The sequence below is a fragment of the Mesorhizobium sp. 1M-11 genome, from assembly GCF_001303895.1.
In the GTDB taxonomy this organism is placed as follows: domain Bacteria; phylum Pseudomonadota; class Alphaproteobacteria; order Rhizobiales; family Rhizobiaceae; genus Mesorhizobium.
Genome location: NZ_LJSD01000019.1, coordinates 1 through 21517, shown reverse-complemented (window position 1 = coordinate 21517; position 21517 = coordinate 1). Strand labels below are relative to the sequence as shown.

Annotated in this window: 19 protein-coding genes and 1 tRNA gene; 17 read left to right on the top strand and 3 right to left on the bottom strand. The window is 62.4% G+C overall.

What is annotated here, in order from left to right; all coding sequences use genetic code 11:
• The first annotated feature begins 270 nt into the window (after positions 1 to 270).
• The 7 genes from AO692_RS10780 to AO692_RS10750 all read left to right on the top strand — a co-directional run bounded on the left by AO692_RS10780 (position 271) and on the right by AO692_RS10750 (position 7163).
• Positions 271 to 2007 (top strand): ABC transporter ATP-binding protein, encoded by a 1737-nt coding sequence (locus tag AO692_RS10780; RefSeq protein WP_082407313.1) that lies wholly within the window; start codon positions 271 to 273, stop codon positions 2005 to 2007.
• Positions 2008 to 2010: 3 nt separating this feature from the next.
• Positions 2011 to 2832, top strand: a complete 822-nt coding sequence (gene dapB / locus AO692_RS10775) for a 4-hydroxy-tetrahydrodipicolinate reductase (RefSeq protein ID WP_054310073.1) — start codon at positions 2011 to 2013, stop codon at positions 2830 to 2832.
• Between the two features lie 66 nt (positions 2833 to 2898).
• Positions 2899 to 3519, top strand: coding sequence for a 2,3-bisphosphoglycerate-dependent phosphoglycerate mutase (locus tag AO692_RS10770; protein WP_054310072.1), 621 nt, complete (start codon positions 2899 to 2901; stop codon positions 3517 to 3519).
• A 171-nt stretch (positions 3520 to 3690) separates the two neighbouring features.
• Positions 3691 to 3775, top strand: a tRNA-Leu gene (locus tag AO692_RS10765).
• A 467-nt stretch (positions 3776 to 4242) separates the two neighbouring features.
• Complete coding sequence (locus tag AO692_RS10760) at positions 4243 to 4605, top strand: septal ring lytic transglycosylase RlpA family protein (protein WP_054310071.1); 363 nt, start codon at positions 4243 to 4245, stop codon at positions 4603 to 4605.
• Between the two features lie 395 nt (positions 4606 to 5000).
• Entirely contained in the window at positions 5001 to 6278 is a 1278-nt protein-coding gene (locus tag AO692_RS10755; protein WP_054310070.1) for a polyhydroxyalkanoate depolymerase, read from the top strand.
• 261 nt (positions 6279 to 6539) lie between these two features.
• Positions 6540 to 7163 carry a transglutaminase-like cysteine peptidase gene (locus AO692_RS10750; RefSeq protein ID WP_054310069.1) on the top strand — a complete coding sequence of 208 codons (624 nt, stop codon included), beginning with the start codon at positions 6540 to 6542 and terminating at the stop codon, positions 7161 to 7163.
• Between the two features lie 27 nt (positions 7164 to 7190).
• Here AO692_RS10750 and AO692_RS10745 read toward each other — a convergent pair whose 3' ends face one another.
• Both AO692_RS10745 and gshB read right to left on the bottom strand, forming a co-directional pair.
• Positions 7191 to 8723 (bottom strand): YifB family Mg chelatase-like AAA ATPase, encoded by a 1533-nt coding sequence (locus AO692_RS10745; protein ID WP_054310068.1) that lies wholly within the window; start codon positions 8721 to 8723, stop codon positions 7191 to 7193.
• A 174-nt stretch (positions 8724 to 8897) separates the two neighbouring features.
• Positions 8898 to 9839 (bottom strand): glutathione synthase, encoded by a 942-nt coding sequence (gshB, locus tag AO692_RS10740; RefSeq protein WP_054310067.1) that lies wholly within the window; start codon positions 9837 to 9839, stop codon positions 8898 to 8900.
• A 132-nt stretch (positions 9840 to 9971) separates the two neighbouring features.
• Between gshB and AO692_RS10735 the strand changes: the two genes are divergently transcribed.
• Both AO692_RS10735 and AO692_RS10730 read left to right on the top strand, forming a co-directional pair.
• Positions 9972 to 11249 (top strand): glycosyltransferase family 2 protein, encoded by a 1278-nt coding sequence (locus AO692_RS10735; RefSeq protein WP_244483324.1) that lies wholly within the window; start codon positions 9972 to 9974, stop codon positions 11247 to 11249.
• Complete coding sequence (locus AO692_RS10730) at positions 11236 to 11655, top strand: GtrA family protein (protein ID WP_054310065.1); 420 nt, start codon at positions 11236 to 11238, stop codon at positions 11653 to 11655. Before AO692_RS10735 ends, AO692_RS10730 begins: the two co-directional genes overlap by 14 nt.
• Here the strand turns inward: AO692_RS10730 and AO692_RS10725 are convergent, their stop codons facing one another.
• Positions 11656 to 12297, bottom strand: coding sequence for a class I SAM-dependent methyltransferase (locus AO692_RS10725; RefSeq protein ID WP_054310064.1), 642 nt, complete (start codon positions 12295 to 12297; stop codon positions 11656 to 11658).
• Between the two features lie 276 nt (positions 12298 to 12573).
• On the opposite strand from AO692_RS10725, the gene AO692_RS10720 reads away from it, so the two are divergent.
• From AO692_RS10720 to AO692_RS10685, 8 genes are all read left to right on the top strand, one after another.
• On the top strand, positions 12574 to 14310 hold the full coding sequence (locus tag AO692_RS10720; protein ID WP_244483323.1) for a GtrA family protein: 1737 nt from the start codon (positions 12574 to 12576) through the stop codon (positions 14308 to 14310).
• A 117-nt stretch (positions 14311 to 14427) separates the two neighbouring features.
• The gene (locus tag AO692_RS10715) at positions 14428 to 15777 is read left to right on the top strand and encodes an EAL domain-containing protein (RefSeq protein WP_054310062.1); all 1350 of its coding nucleotides are present in this window, start codon (positions 14428 to 14430) and stop codon (positions 15775 to 15777) included.
• Between the two features lie 263 nt (positions 15778 to 16040).
• On the top strand, positions 16041 to 16808 hold the full coding sequence (locus AO692_RS10710) for an SDR family oxidoreductase (RefSeq protein ID WP_054310061.1): 768 nt from the start codon (positions 16041 to 16043) through the stop codon (positions 16806 to 16808).
• Positions 16805 to 17749 carry a 2-dehydro-3-deoxygalactonokinase gene (locus AO692_RS10705; RefSeq protein ID WP_054310060.1) on the top strand — a complete coding sequence of 315 codons (945 nt, stop codon included), beginning with the start codon at positions 16805 to 16807 and terminating at the stop codon, positions 17747 to 17749. Before AO692_RS10710 ends, AO692_RS10705 begins: the two co-directional genes overlap by 4 nt.
• Positions 17746 to 18387 carry a 2-dehydro-3-deoxy-6-phosphogalactonate aldolase gene (locus AO692_RS10700; RefSeq protein ID WP_054310059.1) on the top strand — a complete coding sequence of 214 codons (642 nt, stop codon included), beginning with the start codon at positions 17746 to 17748 and terminating at the stop codon, positions 18385 to 18387. The genes AO692_RS10705 and AO692_RS10700 overlap by 4 nt, the downstream gene beginning before the upstream one ends.
• Complete coding sequence (locus AO692_RS10695) at positions 18384 to 19256, top strand: SMP-30/gluconolactonase/LRE family protein (RefSeq protein ID WP_054310058.1); 873 nt, start codon at positions 18384 to 18386, stop codon at positions 19254 to 19256. The genes AO692_RS10700 and AO692_RS10695 overlap by 4 nt, the downstream gene beginning before the upstream one ends.
• Before the next feature lie 122 nt (positions 19257 to 19378).
• A complete protein-coding gene (locus AO692_RS10690; RefSeq protein WP_054310057.1) occupies positions 19379 to 20431 on the top strand; it encodes a D-alanine:D-lactate ligase-like protein in 1053 nt (350 codons plus the stop codon).
• A 69-nt stretch (positions 20432 to 20500) separates the two neighbouring features.
• Positions 20501 to 21517, top strand: a 1017-nt coding sequence (locus AO692_RS10685) for a thiolase family protein (RefSeq protein WP_054310056.1), incomplete at its 3' end; no start/stop codon positions are given.

The window sequence follows — 21517 nt, the reverse complement described above, 5'->3', positions numbered from 1 at the left end:
GTCTTCACGCAATTCCGGGCGGAAAACCGCCACACACTTTTCCTGGAGTTACGTCCAAGCATTTTTCGCGCGTTGCCCATTGGCCATAGGCAAGGACAGCCGATGAGGCTAATAGGTGCCGGACGCCAACGGGCGACCGATGAACGCAGTGTAGCGGACTGAAATTTGGCCTCCAACGAACCAAAAAGAAAGGCTGACCCCAGCGAAGTCTTCGCTGTGTTGCGGCGCATCTATGACGAGGCCGGCCGCGGGCACCTGAAATCCTACTGGATGGCGGCATTCTGTCTGATCGCCCTGGCCGCAACCACCGGCGGCGCGGCGTACATCATGCAGCCGATGGTCGATGAGCTCTATTACAAGCACCGCTATGATCTGGTGCCTGTCATTTGCGGCGCCATCGTCGGCATTTTCCTGGTTCGTGGCCTTGCCACCTACGGCGCCGGCGTGACGCTGGCCAAGATCGGCAACAGCATCGTTGCCTACTATCAAAAGCGCGTCTTCGCCCATTTGATGAAGCTGGGCGTCGATTTCTACAGCGAAACGCGCTCAGGCCAGCTTGCGGCGCGTATCAACGAAAACGTCGCCGGCATCCGTGATCTGTTCTCGATGACGCTGAAATCGATCGCCGGCGACCTCGTGGCCCTGATCGGCCTAGTGGTCGTCATGGTCTACCAGGCGCCATTTCTGGCTGCGAGCATCTTCCTGATCGGTCCGCCGCTGGTCTGGGCAGTCAGCTACATCATGCGGCGCGTACGCCGCGTGACGCGTGAATCGGTCGAGATCAACTCGCATCTGATCGGCGCCATGCAGGAATCCGTGCAGGGCATCGCCGTGGTGAAGGCCTTCACCATGGAAGAGCAGTTGACCCGCAAGATCGGCGATTTGGTCGACAGGGCGGAATCCCGCTACAACAAGATCGCCCGCGTTTCGGAACGCCTCGCCCCGGTCACCGAGATGCTTGCCGGTTTCGCCATTGCCGGTGTCGTTGCCTATTCGATGTACCGTTCGGCCTATAGCAGCCAACCGCCCGGCAACATCATGTCGTTCATCACCGCCTTCATGCTGGCCTATGATCCGGTACGGCGCCTCGCCCGCACCCAGGTCAATGTCGAGCGTGCCATGGTCAATGCGCGCATGATCTACGAACTGCTCGACCTCGAGCCGCGCCAGGGCGATGCGCAGGATGCCAAGGATGCCAGAATCGAGGCTGGTGAGATCCGCTTCAAGAATGTGACCTTCGGCTACGTCCCCGACCTGCCGGTTATCCGCAACCTCACCTTCACGGCCTCGGCCGGCAAGACGACCGCGATCGTCGGCGCCTCCGGCGCCGGCAAGTCGACGCTGGTTGCCTTGCTGCAGCGCTTCTACGACGTGAACGACGGTTCGATCGAAATCGACGGCCAGGATATCTCCAAGGTCACCAAGCAGTCGCTGCGCCAGTCGATCGCCTTCGTTTCGCAACAGCCCTATCTGTTCGAAGGCACGATCAGCGACAACATCCGCTACGGCAGGCCGAACGCCAACGACAGCGACATCCAGTTCGCGGCAAGCCAGGCCGCCGCGGACGATTTCATCCGCCAGCAGCCGCAGGGTTATGACACGCCGGTCGGCGAAAACGGCGTGACGCTTTCCGGCGGACAGCGCCAGCGCCTGTCGATTGCACGCGCCATCGTGCGCCAGGCGCCGATCCTGCTTCTCGATGAGGCGACATCGGCACTCGACAATGAATCGGAGGCGCGTGTCCAGCAGGCGCTCACCACCATCGTGCAGGGGCGCACCACCATCGTCATCGCGCACCGGCTGTCGACAGTGGTCAATGCCGATCATATCGTCGTTCTGGAACAGGGCCAGCTGGTGGAAGAAGGCACGCATGCCGAGCTGATCGCAAGGCCGGGCGGCGCCTATGCACGCTTCCACAACCTGCAAGGCGGACAGGGGCTTGGCCTTGTCGATGACGGTGAGGCAGAAGCGATGGCGAATAGAGCCGATGGAACGACCGGAGGATAGCGCATGAGCGAAATGAAGCTGGTGGTGGTGGGTGCCGCGGGCCGCATGGGCCAGGCCCTGATCCGCGCCATCACCACCATACCCGGAGCAACCGTCGCCGCCGCGATCGAGCGAAAGGGCTCGCCTCATGTCGGCAAGGATGTCGGACAGATTGCCGGCATCGGTCCGATCGGCGTGGCGATCGGCGACGATCCGCTGCCGGCCTTCGCCAAGGCCGACGGCGTGCTCGACTTCACGTCGCCCGCCGCCACCGTCGAATTCGCCGGCTATGCGGCCCAGGCGCGCATTGCGCACATCATCGGCACAACCGGCTGCTCGGACGAGGATGACGCGGCAATCGCCGCCGCAGCGCGACACGCCACCATCGTCAAGTCAGGCAATATGAGCCTCGGCGTCAATCTGCTCGCGGTTCTTGTCGAGCAGGCAGCCAGGGCGCTTGATCCGGAGGATTTCGACATCGAGATCCTCGAAATGCATCATCGCCAGAAAGTCGATGCTCCCTCCGGAACCGCCCTGCTGCTCGGCGAGGCCGCGGCGGCGGGCCGAGAGATCGCGCTTGCCGAAAACAGCGTGCGGAGCCGAGACGGCCACACCGGCGCACGCAAGACGAAGACCATCGGCTTCGCCACGCTGCGCGGCGGCTCGGTTGTCGGCGAACACTCGGTATTCCTTGCCGGCCCCGGAGAGCGCGTCACGCTCAGCCACCACGCCGAGGACCGCGCCATCTTCGCCCGTGGCGCCGTCAAGGCGGCGCTCTGGGCGCATGGGCGCAAGCCAGGTCTCTACTCCATGCGGGACGTGCTCGGCCTTAGCCGGGACGCCTGAACGAAGATCAGAACGTCGTTAGAGCGTTTCCGCTTTTGCCGGAAACGCTCCAGTAAAGGAGAAAACATGTCGCGAACTCTCGTGCTCGTGCGCCACGGCCAGAGCGATTGGAACCTGAAGAACCTGTTCACCGGCTGGCGCGACGTCGACCTGACCGAACAGGGGCATGCCGAAGCCAAGGCCGCCGGGGCGAAGCTGAAGGCACGCGGACTGAAGTTCGACATCGCCTTCACCTCGGCCCTGCAGCGCGCCCAGAAGACCTGCCAGCACATCCTGGATGCCGTCGGCCAGAGCGACCTGAAGACGGTGCGTGACCAGGCGCTGAACGAGCGCGACTACGGCGAACTGTCCGGCCTCAACAAGGATGACGCCCGCCAGAAATGGGGCGAAGACCAGGTGCATGTCTGGCGCCGCTCCTATGACGTGCCGCCACCCGGCGGCGAGAGCCTGAAGGACACCGGCGCACGTGTGTGGCCCTACTACCTGCACACGCTGCAGCCGCACGTGCTGGCTGGCGGCACCGTTCTGGTCGCGGCCCACGGCAATTCGCTGCGGGCGCTGATCATGGCGCTGGACGGGCTGACTGGCGAGGAGATCGTCAAGCTGGAGCTCGGCACCGGCGTGCCGGTCATCTACAAGCTCAACGCCGATTCGAGCGTCGCTTCGAAGGAAGTTCTGGCCGGCTGAATTGGGAATCCGTGTGTCGCGCTTGCCGAAAATCGCTTCCGGCTTTCGGCGGGCACGATGCGGTGGGACATTTTGCCGGCGCCAGCAAGCGACATTTATGCCGAGCCTTTGCATTGCTTGAAAAAAGCGCGTTGACAGGGTCGGCCTGCCCGCTTACATGAGCGCCCACCAGCCCAGATGGCGGAATTGGTAGACGCGCACGGTTCAGGTCCGTGTGCCGCGAGGCGTGGAGGTTCGAGTCCTCTTCTGGGCACCAAGTTTCCGCACTGCTTCGACATGAAGTGGTGAGCATTTCAAAAAAGCCCGGCATTGCCGGGCTTTTTTATTTGTCCTCTTTCCCACACGCGCCACGTGCCGCTGCCGAGTGGTGGACCCCATGGCATCAGTTGAATTTATCCGGCGACTGAAGAGTGCAGCGCGTTTTATGCTAGCGGACAATTCGCCTTGCGCTGGCCATAGCATGATTGCGTGATGGCTGAGATTACACTGACAAATTCCGGAATTGTACTTGGAGATCAGAATCACGCGGGCTAAAGCGATTCTGTCTCCTGGCGGTGTGATTCGTAATCTGAACTGCGCGATTGTCGGACAATATTCTGACAGACTGTTTCCCGGCGTTTCAAAACGTGTCCGTTCGCCACAGAATCGCCCGAAACGCGCCAGATTTGCCGCCGCATTTCACCCTAACGGCCTCCTATCGATCAACGGAGCCGTTCCCTCGGAATGACAATCAACAACAAGAAGGCCGCGCTTGCCGCGGTCACTGTCGCGGTCGGCCTTGTCGCCGGCGCGTCCACCTCCTCCGCCGCTGCACAATGCGGTCGCGCTTCCTGGTATGCCCTGCATTCAAAGACTGCGTCGGGCGAGCGCATGAACCCTTCAGCCCTGACTGCCGCTCATCGCAGCCTGCCTTTCGGCACCCGGCTCAAGGTTACCAACAAAAACAACGGCAAGACCGTCGTCGTACGCATCAATGACCGTGGCCCCTTCATCAAGGGTCGGGTGCTCGATCTGTCGCGCGGGGCCGCCCGCCAGCTGGGCTTCGTCAGCTCCGGCCACGCCGCTGTTTGCATGGCCAGGGTCTGATCCGGTCATTGGCAATGGATGAAATGAAAAGCGCCGCCTCGTTGCGGCGCTTTTTCTTTGATTCGCTTGAGGCCGGCATTCACCGCCGGCTCACTTGCCAATGAGACGCCTTCGCACCTGCACCCATAGCCGACTGGGCCTGCTGACCGGCCTTTTTCAAGGCTTTGGCCTAAAGTATGGGGATAACTCACCCAACGTGATCTATTGCGCCGCAACAATTTCTTGTTAACTTCGTTGCGACAGAGTGAAGTGACTGGGTCGCTTCTAGAGCGTTTCACGGAAACGCGGAAACGCCCTAACTCTTTGTTTTTGCGCAATTCCGGACGGAAAACCGTTACACACTTTTCCTGGAATTGCTCTTAGCCCTTCGTTCCGAGGGCAGCGGAGACCATTTGATGTTCTACCAGTTCTACGAGATGAACCATGCTGCCCTGCAGCCGGCGCGCGCCTATGCCGAGGCGGTGCGGGTTCTCTACACCAATCCGCTGAATCCGTTTTCGCACACGCCCTGGGGCCGTTCGGTGGCCGCGACTGCGGAATTGTTCGAGCGCACCACACGCCGTTACGGCAAGCCGGCCTTCGGCCTCGACAAGACCGTGGTCGACTGGAAGACCGTGCCGGTCACGGAGCGCGTCGTCTGGTCGAAACCGTTCTGCAACCTCATCCATTTCCAGCGCGAGGTGCCCGCCGGCCGCCGCACCGACCCTAAGCTTCTCATCGTGGCGCCGATGTCGGGCCACTACGCAACGCTGTTGCGCGGCACGGTGGAGGCGATGCTGCCTCATGCCGATGTCTACATCACCGACTGGGTCGATGCGCGCATGGTGCCTGTCTCGGCCGGTCGTTTCGATCTCGATGACTACATCGACTACGTGGTCGACATGCTGCATGCGCTTGGGCCGGACACCCATGTGATGGCGGTATGCCAGCCTTCGGTGCCGGTGCTGGCTGCCGTGGCGCTGATGGAAGCGCGCGGCGATCGCTTCGCGCCAGCCACCATGACGCTGATGGGCGGACCGATCGACACGCGCTGCAACCCGACCGCGGTCAACCTCCTTGCCGAGGAAAAGGGCATCGACTGGTTCCGCGACAACGTCGTCATGCAAGCGCCATGGCCGGTGCCGGGTTTCGGCCGTGACGTCTATCCGGGCTTCCTGCAGCTTTCCGGCTTCATGAGCATGAACCTTGACCGGCATATCATCGCCCACAAGGACTTCTTCATGCACCTCGTGAAGAACGACGGCGACAGCGCCGAGAAGCACCGCGAGTTCTACGACGAATATCTGGCGGTGATGGACCTGACCGCCGAGTTCTACCTGCAGACCGTGGAAACGGTGTTCGTGCGCCATGCCCTGCCGAAGGGTCAGATGAAGCATCGCGGCACGAAGGTCGATCCAGGCGCCATTCGCAATGTCGCGCTGTTTACGGTCGAGGGCGAGAACGACGATATTTCGGGTCTCGGCCAGACAGAAGCCGCTCATCGCCTGTGCGTCAATGTTCCCGCCGACATGAAGGCACACTACATGCAGCCGGCGGTCGGCCATTATGGCGTCTTCAACGGCTCACGCTTCCGCGCCGAGATCGTGCCGCGCATCGTCGATTTCATCACCAGCTACGGCCGCACCGAGAAGGTGGTGGTGAAGCGGAAGGCCACCAAGCCGACTCAGGCTTGAGGCACGATCCTGATCACGTATTTTTGAACGCGATCTTTTAGACCCGCGTGGCGAACGGTTTGTTTCAAGAAACGAGCCGCCACGCTCCCATTTTGTCCCTGGCCTGCCATCCAGACGAAATTGACGGCGCTGACTGTTGCGCAATCACCGCAATGACCGGGCCGCGATTAACCCTTTCGGCGAATCCGCCATCAGGATGAATTGACACGACATGTAAATCCTCATTAACGTTTCGTTAATAACAGGGGCGAGCGGGGGACGATGAACTCCTCACCAGCGACGCAAGGTTTGCGTGTCTTTGCGGCGGCGGCGATTGGGCTGGCTGCAGCGATCTGGGCGATGCCATCCGCGTCGGCCGCCGGCGCGATGGCCACGGGCGGAGCGACCACGCAGCCGATCGGACACTACGAATTCTGCAAGACACGTCCTGCCGAATGTTCCGTTCGTCCCAAGGACCTGGCGCCGGCCAGGTTGACCACAGCGCTCTTGAACAAACTTGGCAGGGTCACGGCTGCAGTGAATGCCGCGGTCAAGCCGCTGAGCGACCTGGAAATCTACGGCAAGGACGAGGTCTGGGCCTACCCGGACAAGGGTGTCGGCGATTGCGAGGATTATGTGCTTGAAAAGCGCCGCCGGCTGGCCAGGCAGGGCGTTTCGCTGGCGAACCTGCTGGTGACGGTGGTCCGCAAGCCGGACGGCGAAGGCCATGCGGTGTTGACCGTGCGCACCGACAAGGGCGATTTCGTGCTCGACAACCTGACCGACAAGGTCAAGCCCTGGGATCAGAGCGGCTATCGCTTCCTGAAGCGCCAGGCCATCGACAACACCGGCCGCTGGGTCTCGATCCGCGATGGCCAGCAGGTGCTGGTCGGCGCTGTTCAATAATTCACAACTCCGTACGCGGTTGCTGTTTCAAGCCGCTTGCGACAAGCGTCCCGATGCCATGCGGTACGAGATCGCCTCGGCGAGATGGATGCGCCCGACCGTTTCGCAATCGTCGAGATCGGCCAGGGTGCGCGCCACTTTCAGCACGCGGTGATAGGCGCGCGCGGAAAAGCCGAGTTTTTCGCTGGCCTCGCTGAGCAGTGCGAGCCCTGCCGCATCCGGTGCCGCAATCGCCTCGATCATGGCTGGCGAACAATGGGCGTTGAGCGCAATTCCGGTGACGCCTTGAGCCTCGAAACGCTTGAGCTGGATGTTTCGCGCCAGCGCCACGCGCTCGGCAACCGTGGCACTCGGCTCCGTCCGATCCGGCCGGATCAGATCGCTGGCCGAGACGGCCGGTACATCGACCCTGAGATCGATCCGGTCGAGCAGCGGACCCGAGATCCGCGCCTGATAGTCGACACGGCAACGATCGCCGCGCAGGCAGCGATAGCCGGGCTCGCCAGCCATGCCGCAACGGCATGGGTTCATCGCCGCGATCAGCTGGATGCGCGCCGGATAAGTGACGCGATGATTGGCGCGGGCGATCATGCAGTCGCCGGTTTCCAATGGCTGGCGCAGCGCATCGAGCGTTTGCGGCGAGAACTCCGGGAATTCGTCGAGGAAAAGCACACCGTGATGGGCGAGCGAGACCTCTCCCGGACGCGCCCTCACGCCGCCGCCAACCATTGCCGCCATCGAGGCCGAGTGATGCGGTGCGCGAAATGGCCGCCGGTCGGTCAGCTTGCCTCCGGCAAGTTCGCCGGCGACCGAAGCGATCATCGAGACCTCCAGCAACTCCTTCGGCGCCAGCGGCGGCAGGATCGAGGGGAGGCGCTGCGCCAGCATAGACTTGCCGGAACCCGGCGGGCCGACCATCAGCAGATTGTGCCCACCGGCCGCTGCCACCTCCAGCGCACGCTTGGCACTTTCCTGACCTTTGATATCGGCAAGGTCCGGCAGATTGCGCGCGCTCTGATGCACGCCGGGCTGCGGGCGTGACAGCACCTGCGTGCCCCGAAAATGATTGGCCATGGCAATCAGGCTGCGCGGCGCGACGATATCGATGTCGGGACCGGCCCAGGCCGCTTCGGGACCGCAGGCGTGCGGACAGATCAGCCCGCGCCCGTCGGCATTGGCGCCGACCGCCGCCGGCAGGGCACCGGCGACCGCAGCGATCGTACCGTCCAGCGAAAGTTCACCAAGAACGACATAGGATGCCAGCATATCGCCGGGAATGGCGCCGAGGGCGGCCATCAGGCCGAGCGCGATCGGCAGGTCGTAGTGGCTGCCTTCCTTCGGCAGATCGGCCGGCGCGAGATTGACCGTGACCTTGCGTGCCGGCATCGACAGGCCGGAGGCATGAAGAGCCGCCTGGACGCGTTCGCGGCTTTCGGCCACGGCCTTGTCCGGCAGGCCGACGATCGACATGCCGACCTTGCCGGGCGCAATCATCACCTGGACGTCGACCGGCACGGCCTCTATGCCCTGGAACGCCACCGTGCGAACGCGCGAAACCATCTGAGCCCCCAGGCGGGCACCCTACCCGCATGGCCGGAGCGGCCACGGGTCAAGAAAAGCATGGTTTTCAGGTCAGATCAAGAACAATACGGGAACAAACAACCATATGAGATGCAACCGGGTTGCTGCCGATTTTGCAGGCAAAGTCGTTGTTTCCGTGAAACGGCGAAAGCTCTAGCCGCGCTTGGCTTCCACCGCGTCCCAGAACAGGGCGGCGATGTCGGCACCGCCGAAGCGCTTCACTTCGCGGATGCCTGTCGGTGAGGTGACGTTGATCTCGGTCATGTAGTCGCCGATGACGTCGATGCCGACGAGGATGAAGCCGCGCTCCTTCAGCGATGGACCGATGCGGGCACAGATCTCACGCTCGCGCGCGGTCAGCTCGGTCTTTTCGGCGCGGCCGCCGACATGCATGTTGGACCGCGACTCGAATTCAGCAGGCACGCGGTTGATGGCGCCGACCGGCTCGCCGTCGATCAGGATGATGCGCTTGTCGCCCTTGCGCACGTCCTTCAGGTAACGCTGGACGATATAGGGCTCGCGGAACAGCTGGCCGAACATTTCCAGCAGCGAGGCCAGATTGCGGTCGGCCTCATGCAGATGGAAGATGCCGGCGCCGCCATTGCCGTAGAGCGGCTTGACGATGATGTCGCCAAACTCCTTGCGGAACGCGGCCACTTCCAGCGGATCCTTGGTGATCAGCGTTTCCGGCATCAGGTCCGCAAATTCGGTGACGAAGATCTTCTCGGGGCTGTTGCGCACCCAGGCCGGGTCGTTCACCACCAGTGTCTGCGGGTGGATGCGCTCCAGCATATGGGTGGTGGTGATGTAGTTCATGTCGAAGGGCGGGTCCTGGCGCAGCAGGACCACGTCCATTTCCGACAGGTCCGTGCACACAGCCTCGCCCAGCGTGAAATGATCGCCCTTCACATCCCGCACCTGCATCTCCTCGATGCGGGCGAAGACCTTGCCGTCGCGCAGCGACAGCCGGTCCGGCGTATAGTGATACAATCGGTGGCCGCGCCGCTGCGCTTCCAGAGAGAGCGCGAAAGATGTGTCGCCGGCGATGCTGACGGTCGAGACATGATCCATCTGGACGGCGACTTTGAGGGACATGCAGAGACTCCGCTGAGCGCATTGTTGTCGATGGCCAATGATGTAGCGTCTAGCGCACAGGCTGCCAATCCGTCGGCCCCAACCGACCTTTCATCGAAATCTTAAGGCATTGCCACGCATAGTCCTCCCCGCTTGGTCTGGTGGGGTAGTAAAATGGGCGTGCAAGCAAAGAAGTTTCGCGAGACCGATAGATCTCTCGCTGTCGAACCGACGTTGGAGACAGTTGAACTAACCATCCTCATGCCTTGCCTCAACGAGGCCGAGACGCTGGCGACGTGCATTCTCAAGGCGAAAAATTTTCTCGGCCGGTCGGGGATAGTGGGTGAGGTGCTGATCGCGGACAATGGCAGTACCGACGGCTCACAACATATTGCAACGACCTTCGGTGCCCGCGTGGTTCCCGTCGCGGAGAAAGGCTATGGTGCCGCACTGATCGGCGGTATAGCCGCCGCGCGTGGCCGCTTCATCATCATGGGCGACGCAGACGATTCCTACGATTTCGAACGGCTCGACCTTTTTGTAGAACACTTGCGCGGCGGCGCCGATGTCGTCATGGGCAATCGTTTCAAGGGCGGCATCGCACCGGGAGCCATGCCAAAGTTGCATCGCTACCTCGGCAATCCTGTGCTGTCTTTTCTTGGAAGGCTATTCTTCAGATTGCGAATAGGCGATTTCCACTGCGGGCTTCGTGGCTTCTGCACGGACTCTGTCCGCAAACTGAATCTGCAGACGACGGGTATGGAGTTCGCCAGCGAGATGGTGGTGCGCGCAGCATTGGCAAAGCTGCGCATCGAGGAAGTGCCAACCACGCTGAAGCCCGACGGGCGCAGCAGGCCTCCACACCTGCGCACGTGGCGGGATGGCTGGCGACATCTGAAATTCCTGCTGATGTACAATCCGCGTTGGCTATTCTTTATTCCCGGCATGTTCCTTACCGGCATCGGCCTGATGTTCGCGGCGCTTCTTGCGTTCGGGCCGCTCAGGGTCATCGACAATCTGTCACTCGACCTCAACACCTTCGTCGCTGCCTGTTTCGCGGTCGTCACCGGTGTTCAATTGATCACCTGCGGTGCCATTTCCCGCCGCTACGCTGATCTGACCGGTATCCTGCCCAAGAACCGTCGGTCCGACTGGCTGCTGGCTTATCTCAGCACCGACAGGCTGGCGGTCAACGCAGGCATATTGTTCACCGCTGGGGCGTTATTCTTTGGTTACGCAACCGTTCGCTGGGCGCTTCTGAGCTTCGGCCCACTGAACGATTCGGAAATTCCGCGCATCGTGGTGCTCGGCCTCAGCCTTGTGGTCATCTCGCTCCAGCTTTTCTTTTCCGCCTTCCTGCTTGGGGTACTGGAGATCCCGCTAAAACGCAGGATAACAGAGAGCGACGAGGCGCTCGTTGGCCAAGGGTAGAGAAACCATCGCAACCGGGCGGCGACCGGTCAAAGGCCGGTTGTTGCGTTTCCTTGTTGTCGGTGCGGGAGCCAATCTCCTGCTGCTCATGCTGACCTACACGCTGCTGCATTTCGGCGTACCCGCTCTTACGGCAAGCGTGGTCGGCTACGCAGTCGCATTCGGCGCAGCCTATCTGGCACAACGAGACTGGACTTTTTCAGACATCAGCAGCGGCGGCTCGACCTTGTCGCGCTACGCTGTCGCGCAAGTCGTTTGCGCCACCGCGGCGGGTCTTGTCGGGAAGCTGTGCGGAAGTACCCTGGCCTGGGCGCCCCTGGAGACCTCGATGGCCGTTACGGCCACGGCAGCCATCATGAGTTATGCCTTCTCCAAATACTGGGTCTTCGTCAGCAGCGAGAGCTGACTATCGCAGTGTCGAGATGAAATGCAGATTCCGATCACAGACGAGCCCTACCGGCATGGGATAGAGCCGGAGGCTCTGCTGCCAGCTTTGTATCTCGAGGCCGGCGCCATGGAATGCCTCGTCCCACTCGGCACGGCTGAGATAATTGTAGGGCAGGCGGACATCGTGTCCCTTGTTGCCCACCCAATCCATGACACGCAGCGTCGTGTATGCGGCGAAACCTTCGCGCAGATGATCCTTGACGACCACGCCCTTGCGCGCCACGCGCGCGGCCTCCGCGAGAAGTCGGCCTGGGTTGTCGGTGTGGTGCAGGACATCGACAATCGTCACCCAATCAAAGGTGTTTTCGCCGGCAGGGATGATTTCGCCGTCAAAGCGCTCGACCGGAATATGCGTTTGCGGCCGTAACATCACGTCGATGCCACGAAAGGTCAGCCCCGGCTTGATGTCCATGATCGCGCGCGCAATTGATCCGTCGCCGCAGCCGAGATCGAGAACACTGCCCGAGCTGCCGAGTTCTTCCGCCAGGCGTGCTGCCAGAATCCGAACACGGCGCCGGAACACGGCCCGACCATGCACCGCATTGAGAAGCCTCTTCTCCGCGGTCTTCAGCATGCTCACCTGGGATATCTGACCTTCCATGTCGAGGCTCCACATCACGTCTTCGGCCGTGCGATCGCACCAAGACCTATTCCAAATGCGTTAAGACCAAGTTCGCTCGGTTCGCATGGAAGGGCCGGCTGTGACAGCACGGAGCCAGCCATGGAGACCCGGCCAACCAGGAAGCCACTTTACAGTTTATTGAAGGCTGCTGGTGTACCCTTTCCTTTAGGAAAGCAGTTCACCGATTGCGAATGACTCGTGAAATCTCAGGTTCACCCCGAAAGCCGGCATCATCTTCTACTCGCGGCTTGCGCGATGCTTTTCTTTCTGATGACAACGGCGCTTATCGGCTTTCCATCTCTTTCCAACGCTCACGGTGACAATGACAGCCTGCTCAGGCTGGTCGAGGTGCGGGATTTTCTTGGTGGCCAAGGTTGGTTCGACCTGCATCAGTATCGTATGGGGCCGGAAGGCGGTTTTGTGATGCATTGGTCGCGATTGGTCGACGCGCCAATAGCCGCTATCATTCTGGCCGCCAGTGCATTCGGCGCCAGCGAATCCACGGCGGAGATTCTCGCGGGGAGCATCTGGCCGCTCCTGCTCTATTTCGCTTGCATTTTCATCCTGATTCGAGCCGCTCGTTTCTACGGTGGAGCGGGCGCGGTGCTTCCGGCAATAGTGATTGGTGGCACAGCGCTTTATTTCATCGGCACTTTTTCGCCGAATTCGTTCGATCATCACAATGTACAGCTCACGCTGGCTTGTGGTGCCCTTTATCTGGCGATGATAGCGCCAGGAAAGAGCCGAGCGGCAATCGGATCCGGTATATGTGCCGCCTTGATGTTGGCGGTGGGTATGGAAACCACGCCCTACGTGGCAACGTTAGGTCTCACGCTGACGGTGATGTTTCTCATCGACGGCGATCACGAACGGCCGATCGCCCGTAATTTTGGCCTGGGTTTTGCTGGCACCTCGGCGCTCGTCTTCATCCTCACCGTTCCGACCTCCTCTTGGGGTACAGGGGATGCGAGATGTGATGCTTTTTCCAGCTTCCAGTTCACCCTCGCTGTGCTTGCAGGTGGTGGCCTCGCCACTCTATGCAGCCTGGAAATGCTGAGCGGTACAATCTGGCGACGCTCCATTTCGATCGTTTGCATGGCGATCACGCTCGGTGCCGTCATGCTCGTCTTCTTCCCGCAATGCCTGGCAGCGCCGTATGGTGACCTTGACCCGAGACTGAGGGAATTCTGGTTCGCTCACATCACCGAGGCACGGTCGCTCTGGCAACTGTTGGCGGACGACTGGATTTCGGTGGCGGGACGCTACGCGACACCCGCTGCGGCTCTAATACTGATGGCACTGCGCCGCCGCCGCGACGACTGGCGGCGTGAGGATACGCTGGTTGCGGCGTTGCTGATTGTCGCCTTCGTCGTGAGCGCCTGGCAGGTGCGGGGATCACCCTTCTCGATTGCTTTTGCCGTAATACCGCTTTCGGCCTGGATCGGGGTCTGGCGCCAACACGCTCAAAAACATCCTTCCGGGCTTGCTTCATTGCGCATGGCCGCAGCCTGGATCATTTCTTTCAACTTCAGCTGGACGGTCGCAGCTGCAGCAGCGGTCTCCATTGAAGATAGGATGGAACCGCAACTCGATGCCGCCTCCGCAGCAAGCTGCGATGGCAGGCAGCAGTTTCTCAGGCTTGCAACAGAGCCGGCGACCACTGTTCTCGCTGTTTCCAACCTCGGGTCGCCGATCGTGATGTATACGGATCATCGTGCTCTCGCGTCGCTGTATCATCGCAACGTCGTGGGCAATTTGCTCGCACTCGACGCGTTCCTCGGATCGGAGGCCGACGCCAAGGCGATAATCAAGGCAAACAGGGTCGGTATTGTCGCACTCTGCCCGGGTAACGCCGAGACCAAGCTACTCGCAACGCGAGCGCCGGACGGCTTCCTGGCCTCCCTGATCAAGGGCCAACCGCCAACCTGGTTGGAACCGATCCCGGAGACCGCAGGTGAACCGCTCGAACTTTATCGGGTCAAATCCGGCTAACCTTCGGCGCCATCATCTTGGCCTGATGCGAAAGCGCCGGCTTATATTCGAGATACCTTTCTTAAACGGTTTGCTGTCACTCTGGCAGGAAATTCCAGAATAAGAACAGGGACGCCGATGCAAACGTCGTTTGGCACCGGGCAGACGAACAGGGAAAACACGGATCTGGCCTTCACCGATCCGTTGACCGGCCTCGGCAACCACCGTCGTTTCTTCGACAAGGTGGAGCGCCTCATCGCGGACCGCTCGGACGACCCAGCCCCCTTTGCCGTCGGCATACTCGATCTCGACGGCTTCAAACCCATCAACGACCTGTTCGGCCACAAGGCCGGCGACGACATCCTGATCCAGGTGGCAATGCGTCTGCGCGCTTCGATGGACAGCCATTCCACCGTCTGCCGCATCGGCGCCGATGAATTTGCCTTCCTCTATCCGATGGTGTTCAGCGAAGAGGCCGCCACCGAGCGGGCGCGTATGCTGATCGAGATCCTGTCGGCGCCTTACGATGTCGGCGAACGCACCGCCAGGCTCTCGGCTTCCACCGGTTGCTCGCTGTTTTATTCCGGCGAGGAGACGACCGACATCCTGATCAACAAAGCCGAGACTGCGCTTTACCACGCCAAACGCTCCGGCCGCGGCAAGGTCGTCGTCTATACCCGCGAGATGGAAGAGGCTGCCAAGCGCGTCACCCGCATCGAACAGGCTTTGCGCCGCGCGGTGTCGGCCGGCGAAGTCGAGCCACATTTCCAGCCGATCGTCGATCTCGGTACCCGTCGCACCATTGGTTTCGAGGCCCTGGCGCGCTGGTCGGATCCGGATCTCGGCCCCGTCTCCCCCTCCGTTTTCATTCCCATTGCAGAAGAGCGCGGCATCATCGGTCCGCTCTCGCAACTGGTGTTGCGCAAGGCCACCGAAGCGGCGCGCGGCTGGCCAGGCGATCTCTTCCTGTCTTTCAACCTGTCGCCGTCACAACTCGTCGACCAGAATACCGGGTTGCACATCCTGTCGATCCTGGAGCGCACCGGTTTTGATCCGCGCCGGCTGGAGATCGAGATCACCGAGACGGGTCTGATGAACGATCCGATCTCTGCCGAGAAGATCGTCGAGGACCTGCGCCGGGTCGGGATCCGCGTTTCGCTGGACGATTTCGGCACCGGCCAGTCATCGCTCGGTCGCTTGCGCGAATTCAATTTCGACAAGCTCAAGATCGATCGCGCCTTCGTCTCCTCCATCCTGGAAGATCGGCCGTCCGAACATATCATCCGCGCCATTCTTGCCATGTGCGAGGGTCTTGGCATGGATGTCGTGGCAGAGGGCATCGAGCAGGAGGCACAGGCCGACCGCCTCGTGCAGTTCGGCTGTGCCGGAGGCCAGGGCTATCTGTTCGGCAAGCCGGCCAATGCCGATGCCACGCTCGGCTATCTGCGGGATTCCTTTCGCGGCGCATTGCGTGCCAGGGCGATCTGAAATCTGAAACGTTGCCAGGCCGCCGGTCTGCACAGAATGGCGGCATTTCTTCTGGTTTTCCCATTTGTCTGACAAAATGATGCGATAAGCATTTTCGCGCTTGCCCCGGCCAAGCCGCTGGCTAGGATGCGGCGCCGTCGGACCAGAGCGCCGCGCGTCCTTTCGGACGCGCAAAGGACGCTCTGACATTTTTTGAAGCTGCGCGTCGTGCTTTCCGAAATCGATCCCGATTTTCGGGCCGATGCGCGAGGGAGGAAACCACAATGATGCCATCGGCGCGGTTCGCCGATCTGGAAGGTGCGTCGGTGTTGATCACCGGCGGCGGCACGGGCATCGGCGCCAGGTTGACGGAAGGCTTTGCCCGCCAGGGTGCGAAAGTAGCCTTTGTCGATATCGCTGAATCACAGAGCCGGGCGCTGTGTGATGAGATCGCAAGCCTGACTGGCCGGAAGCCGCTGTTCCTCAACGCCGATCTGCGCGACATCGAGGCCCTCCGGGCGGCGGTGAAGACCGCCGAACAGGCGCATGGGCCGGTCAGCATACTGGTCAACAACGCCGCCAACGACATCCGCCATGCCGCCGAGACGGTGACCGTCGACGAATGGGACGACAATCTGTCGATCAACCTCCGGCCGCACTTCTTCACTGTCCAGGCGGTCGTGCCCGGAATGCAGAAATTGGGTCGCGGCGCCATCGTCAACTTCACCTCGACGTCCTTCATGCTGAACATCGGCGACATGCCGGCCTATACGGCCGCGAAAGCCGGCATCATCGGCCTGACCAAGGGGCTTGCGGGCCGCTACGGCAAGGACGGCATCCGGGTGAACGCAATCGCGCCCGGCTGGGTCATCACCGAGCGCCAACGGCAACTTTGGGTCGCACCCGGCAAGCTCGAAGCCCATATCGCCCGCCAGGCAATCCCGCGCGAAATGCATCCGGATGACATGGTTGGGCCGTGCCTGTTCCTGGCCTCGGACGCCTCGGCCATGCTGACGGCGCAGACGCTGATCGTCGACGGAGGGCTGCTGTGAGCACGACACCTGCGATTGCCGCCATCGACTGGGGCACAACCCGATTGCGTGCCTGGCTGCTTGCCGGCGACGGCAAGGTGCTGGCCGAGCGGCGTGGCGATGACGGCCTGATCACGGCGCGTGAAACCGGCTTTTCAAACGTGCTTGAGCGGCACCTCGCCGCCATGGGCGCTCCTGCAACCTTGCCGGTTGTCATCTGCGGTATGGCCGGCTCGCGCCAGGGCTGGATCGAGGCACCCTATGTCGATGTAGCGGCACCCATCGACGCCATCCTGCGGGGCGCCATCCGCGTGCCCGATACAGCGCGGGACGTGCGTATCGTCCCTGGCCTGGCACAGCGGCTGGCGGATGCGCCGGATGTGATGCGTGGCGAGGAGACACAGTTGGCCGGCGCGGATCTTCCGGCCAAAGGACGGCATATCGTCTGCATGCCCGGCACGCATTCGAAGTGGGTCGTGGTGGAAGACCGTGCGGTGACCGGCTTCGGCACCTGGCCGACCGGTGAACTGTTTTCGATACTGGCGACGCATTCGATCCTGCGCCATTCGCTCGGCGAGCATCCGGCCGCGGTCGCTGCCGGAAACGAGCAGTTCCGCCATTGGTGCCAGCAGGCGCTAAAAGATGGTGGCGACGTCTCGTCGCGGCTGTTTGCGATCCGCGCCGCAGGGCTGCTGCAGGATCTGAAGCCGGACAATGCCGCCGCGCGCCTGTCCGGACTGCTCATCGGCGGCGAGATCGCTTCGGCCCAGCGCCGCTACGGAACTGGCGGTGGATCGGTGGTGCTGGTGGGATCGGGGGCACTCGGCGCACTTTATGCCGAGGCATTGGAACTGGCCGGACTTCAGGTTCGATCCGTCGATGCGGAAGCCGCCGTGCGCGCCGGTCTGTTTGCCGCTGCGCGAGAAAACGGCATGATTGCCGGCGAGAAAGGAACCACATGAGCCTCACCGCACCGTTTCCGAAACTGAAGCGCGGTCTCGTCGCCATTCTGCGCGGCTTGCGTCCGAACGAAGCGGTGGCCGTTGCCGAGGCGATTTACCGGGCCGGCATCGAGGCCATCGAGGTGCCGCTGAACTCGCCCGATCCGTTCGTGTCCATCGCGGCGATCGTGAAGGCATTGCCCGATGAAGCATTGGTTGGCGCCGGCACGGTGCTGACCGCCGAGGATGTCGACGCGTTGAAGCTTGCAGATGGGCGGCTTCTGGTCAGTCCGAACATCGATGCCGACGTCATGCGCCGCGCCGCGCATCACGGCATGGTCACCATGCCGGGGGTTTTCACGCCGACAGAGGCCTTCCAGGCGATCCGGCTCGGCGCCTCGGCGCTCAAGTTCTTTCCGGCCAGCGTGCTCGGTCCGGGCGGCATTGCCGCGATGCGCGCGGTCCTGCCGGCCGATACGCCGGTGGGAGCGGTGGGCGGCGTCTCCGAAAAGGACTTCGCCGGCTACAAGACGGCAGGCGTCAGTGTCTTCGGGCTGGGTTCCAGCCTGTTCAAGCCGGGCATGACGGTGACCGACGTCGCCACGCGCGCCGAAGCTGCTGTCGCGGTCTGGGATCAGGTTTTTGGAGAGCAGAAATGACTGGCATCGTCTCGGTCCTGTCCGACTACGTCTGCGAACTCGGCGAGGGCCCGAGCTACGATCAGGCGACCGGAACGCTCTACTGGTTCAACATCGTGCATGGTCAGTTGCTGGAGCGCGGCCGCAGCGGCGCCACCAAAGCCCACGACCTCGGCCAGATGGCGAGCGCCATCGCAACCATCGACGACAAGCGGCAGCTGGTCTTCACGGAAACCGGCCTGCATGTACGGGATGCCGCGACCGGCAAACTCACGCTTCACACGCCGGTCGAGGCTGAGAACAAAGGCACCCGCTCCAACGATGCGCGCGTGCATCCGTGCGGCGCCTTCTGGCTGGGCACCATGAGCAAGACACACGAGAAGAAAGCGGGCGCCATCTACTGGTTCTTCAGGGGTGAGCTGCGCAAACTCTATGATGGCATCACCGTGCCCAACTCCATTGCCTTCAGCGAAGATGGAACTGTCGCCTATTACGTCGACAGCGAGGAAAAGCTGCTGATGCGGGTCGACTGCGATCCGGCTACAGGCCTGCCGACGGGTGAGCCCAAGCTTTTCGGCGATCATCGGCAGAATGTCGGCAATGTCGATGGCTCAGTCGTCGATCGCGACGGTATCCTCTGGAATGCGTGCTGGGGTGCTTCGGCCGTCAACGCCTTTGCACCTGACGGCAAGCTGGTGCGCTCAATACCGATGCCAGTCACCCAGCCATCCTGCCCGGCCTTTATCGGTGCGGATGCCGACCGGTTGGCTGTGACTTCGGCATGGGCAGACCAGGATGAAGCGCAGCGTGCCGCCGACCCCGACGCCGGCAAGACCTTCCTGATCGATTTCCCGGTCAGAGGTCGGTTTGAGCCACGTGTGCTGATCTGAACGGCCAACATCTCGGCCGCATTCCGCTCTGGTCGCTGGCGTCGCGGCACAGGTCGGTTTCGTCAGACCCGAGCGACAGTCCGGCAGCGAGACTGGCACCAAACTCACTGGTCTCAGCCACCATGCCGCAGCCGCGTCTCTTCCTCGTCTACGAACCGGAAAAAGCCTGCCTTGACCGGCTGGTGAGCCAAGGATATCCGACGGAGCGAGCGGCGGAGATTTCATCCTATCTCGCCCAATCGACCGATCTCGCGCCTGAATTTGCCGAGATCTGGCGCGAGGCGGCAAAGCGCGGCATCACCTTCACGCCCCTGGAGTTGGACCAGGCAGCCGCTGCGATCACCAGCGCGGATCCTGCCACCTCGCTCGTCTGGACGCTGACGGATGGCATCGCCTATTTCCGGGGCGGGAGCGCCCCTGCCCTGGCCCGGCTCGCGAACTCAAGAACACTCGGCGCAGACGATTCCCTCTTTGCGCTCTGCCAGGACAAGTTCCGCTCCGGCGCGGTGCTTGCGGCTCTGGGTCTGCCTGTACCGCAAGCCGGCCTGGCGCGCGACGGCCGCTGGCTGGTCGAACCGCCGGCCTGCGAGAACGGCTGGTTCGTGAAACCGAACCGGCTCGGCGCCAAGATAGGCATCTGGCCGGATTCGCACTCTCGCGACCTCGGCCATGCCCTGGAGTTGAGCCGCCGCGTCTTCTCGCATTACCGTGACGATGTCGTCGTGCAGCCCTATGTCGCCGGCCGCAATGTGCGGGCCAGCTTTCTCGACGTGACGGGACACGCCGATATGTCGTCGCTGGGGGTTTTCCTGGTCGATTCCGGCGGTGATTTCCAGACCATGGCCGACAGTCTGGCGCTTTACGGCGACACCGGCGCCGACGCCAGGGCGACCGGCGCCTATGTCGAGCCGGCGCTTGTTCCGCTCGCTGCAACCCAACCCGCGGCGGACGCCGAGATTCGCCGCATCGCCGCGAAGCTGATAAATGGCCTTGGCCTGCGCGACGTCTTTTCCATCGATCTGCGTGTCGATGCCGACGATACGGTTCATCTGATCGAATTCGAGGTCTGCCCCGGCTTGCCCTGTTTCGATTTCCGCGCCTATTGTCGCGCGCAGTGGTCGATGAGCCTAGCCGAGGCCATGGCCGAAACCGCTGCTCGCCGTCTGGTGGGCTGAAACCAAGACAATCCGACGCAATCGGATGGCTCTGCGCCGGCCGGCGCGGGCGAGGGAAGGAATCACGACATGAGCGAAGCGTATATCTGCGACTATGTTCGCACGCCGATCGGCCGGTTCGGCGGGGTGCTTGCCTCGGTGCGTGCGGATGACCTCGGCGCGGAGCCGATCAGGGCGCTGGTGGCCCGCAATGCCGGTGTCGACTGGGATGCGGTCGACGATGTCTATTATGGCTGCGCCAACCAGGCCGGCGAGGACAACCGCAATGTCGCCCGCATGGCGCTGCTTCTGGCCGGCCTGCCGGTCTCGGTGCCGGGCTCGACGATCAACCGGCTGTGCGGCTCGGGCATGGATGCGGTGGCCATTGCCGCGCGCGCCATCAAGGCCGGCGAAGCCGAACTGATGATTGCCGGCGGTGTGGAATCGATGAGCCGCGCCCCCTTCGTCATGCCCAAGGCCGAGACGGCCTTCTCGCGCCATGCCGAAATCCACGACACCACCATCGGCTGGCGTTTCGTCAATCCGCTGATGAAGAAGCAGTACGGCATCGATTCCATGCCGGAGACCGGCGAGAACGTCGCCGAACAGTTCGGCGTCAGCCGGGCCGACCAGGATGCCTTTGCGGTGCGCAGCCAGGAGAAGGCGGTTGCCGCACAGGCCAATGGCCGGCTGGCCAGGGAGATCGTCCCCGTCACCATCCCGCAGAGGAAGGGCGATGCGATCGTGGTCTCCAAGGACGAGCACCCACGTGCCGGCACCACGGTGGAGACGCTGGCGAAGCTCGGAACGCCGTTCCGCAAGGAGGGCGGCACGGTGACGGCGGGCAACGCGTCGGGCGTCAATGATGGCGCGGCGGCGCTGATCGTGGCGTCGGAAGCTGCTGTCGCCAAATACGGGCTGACCCCGATCGCGCGTGTCCTGGGTGCTGCCACGGCCGGTGTCGAGCCCCGCATCATGGGCATCGGTCCGGTGCCGGCCACCCAAAAGCTCTGCGCCCGGCTCAACCTGACGCCGCAGGACTTCGATGTCGTCGAACTCAACGAGGCGTTCGCCGCGCAAGGCATCGCCGTACTGCGCGAACTTGGC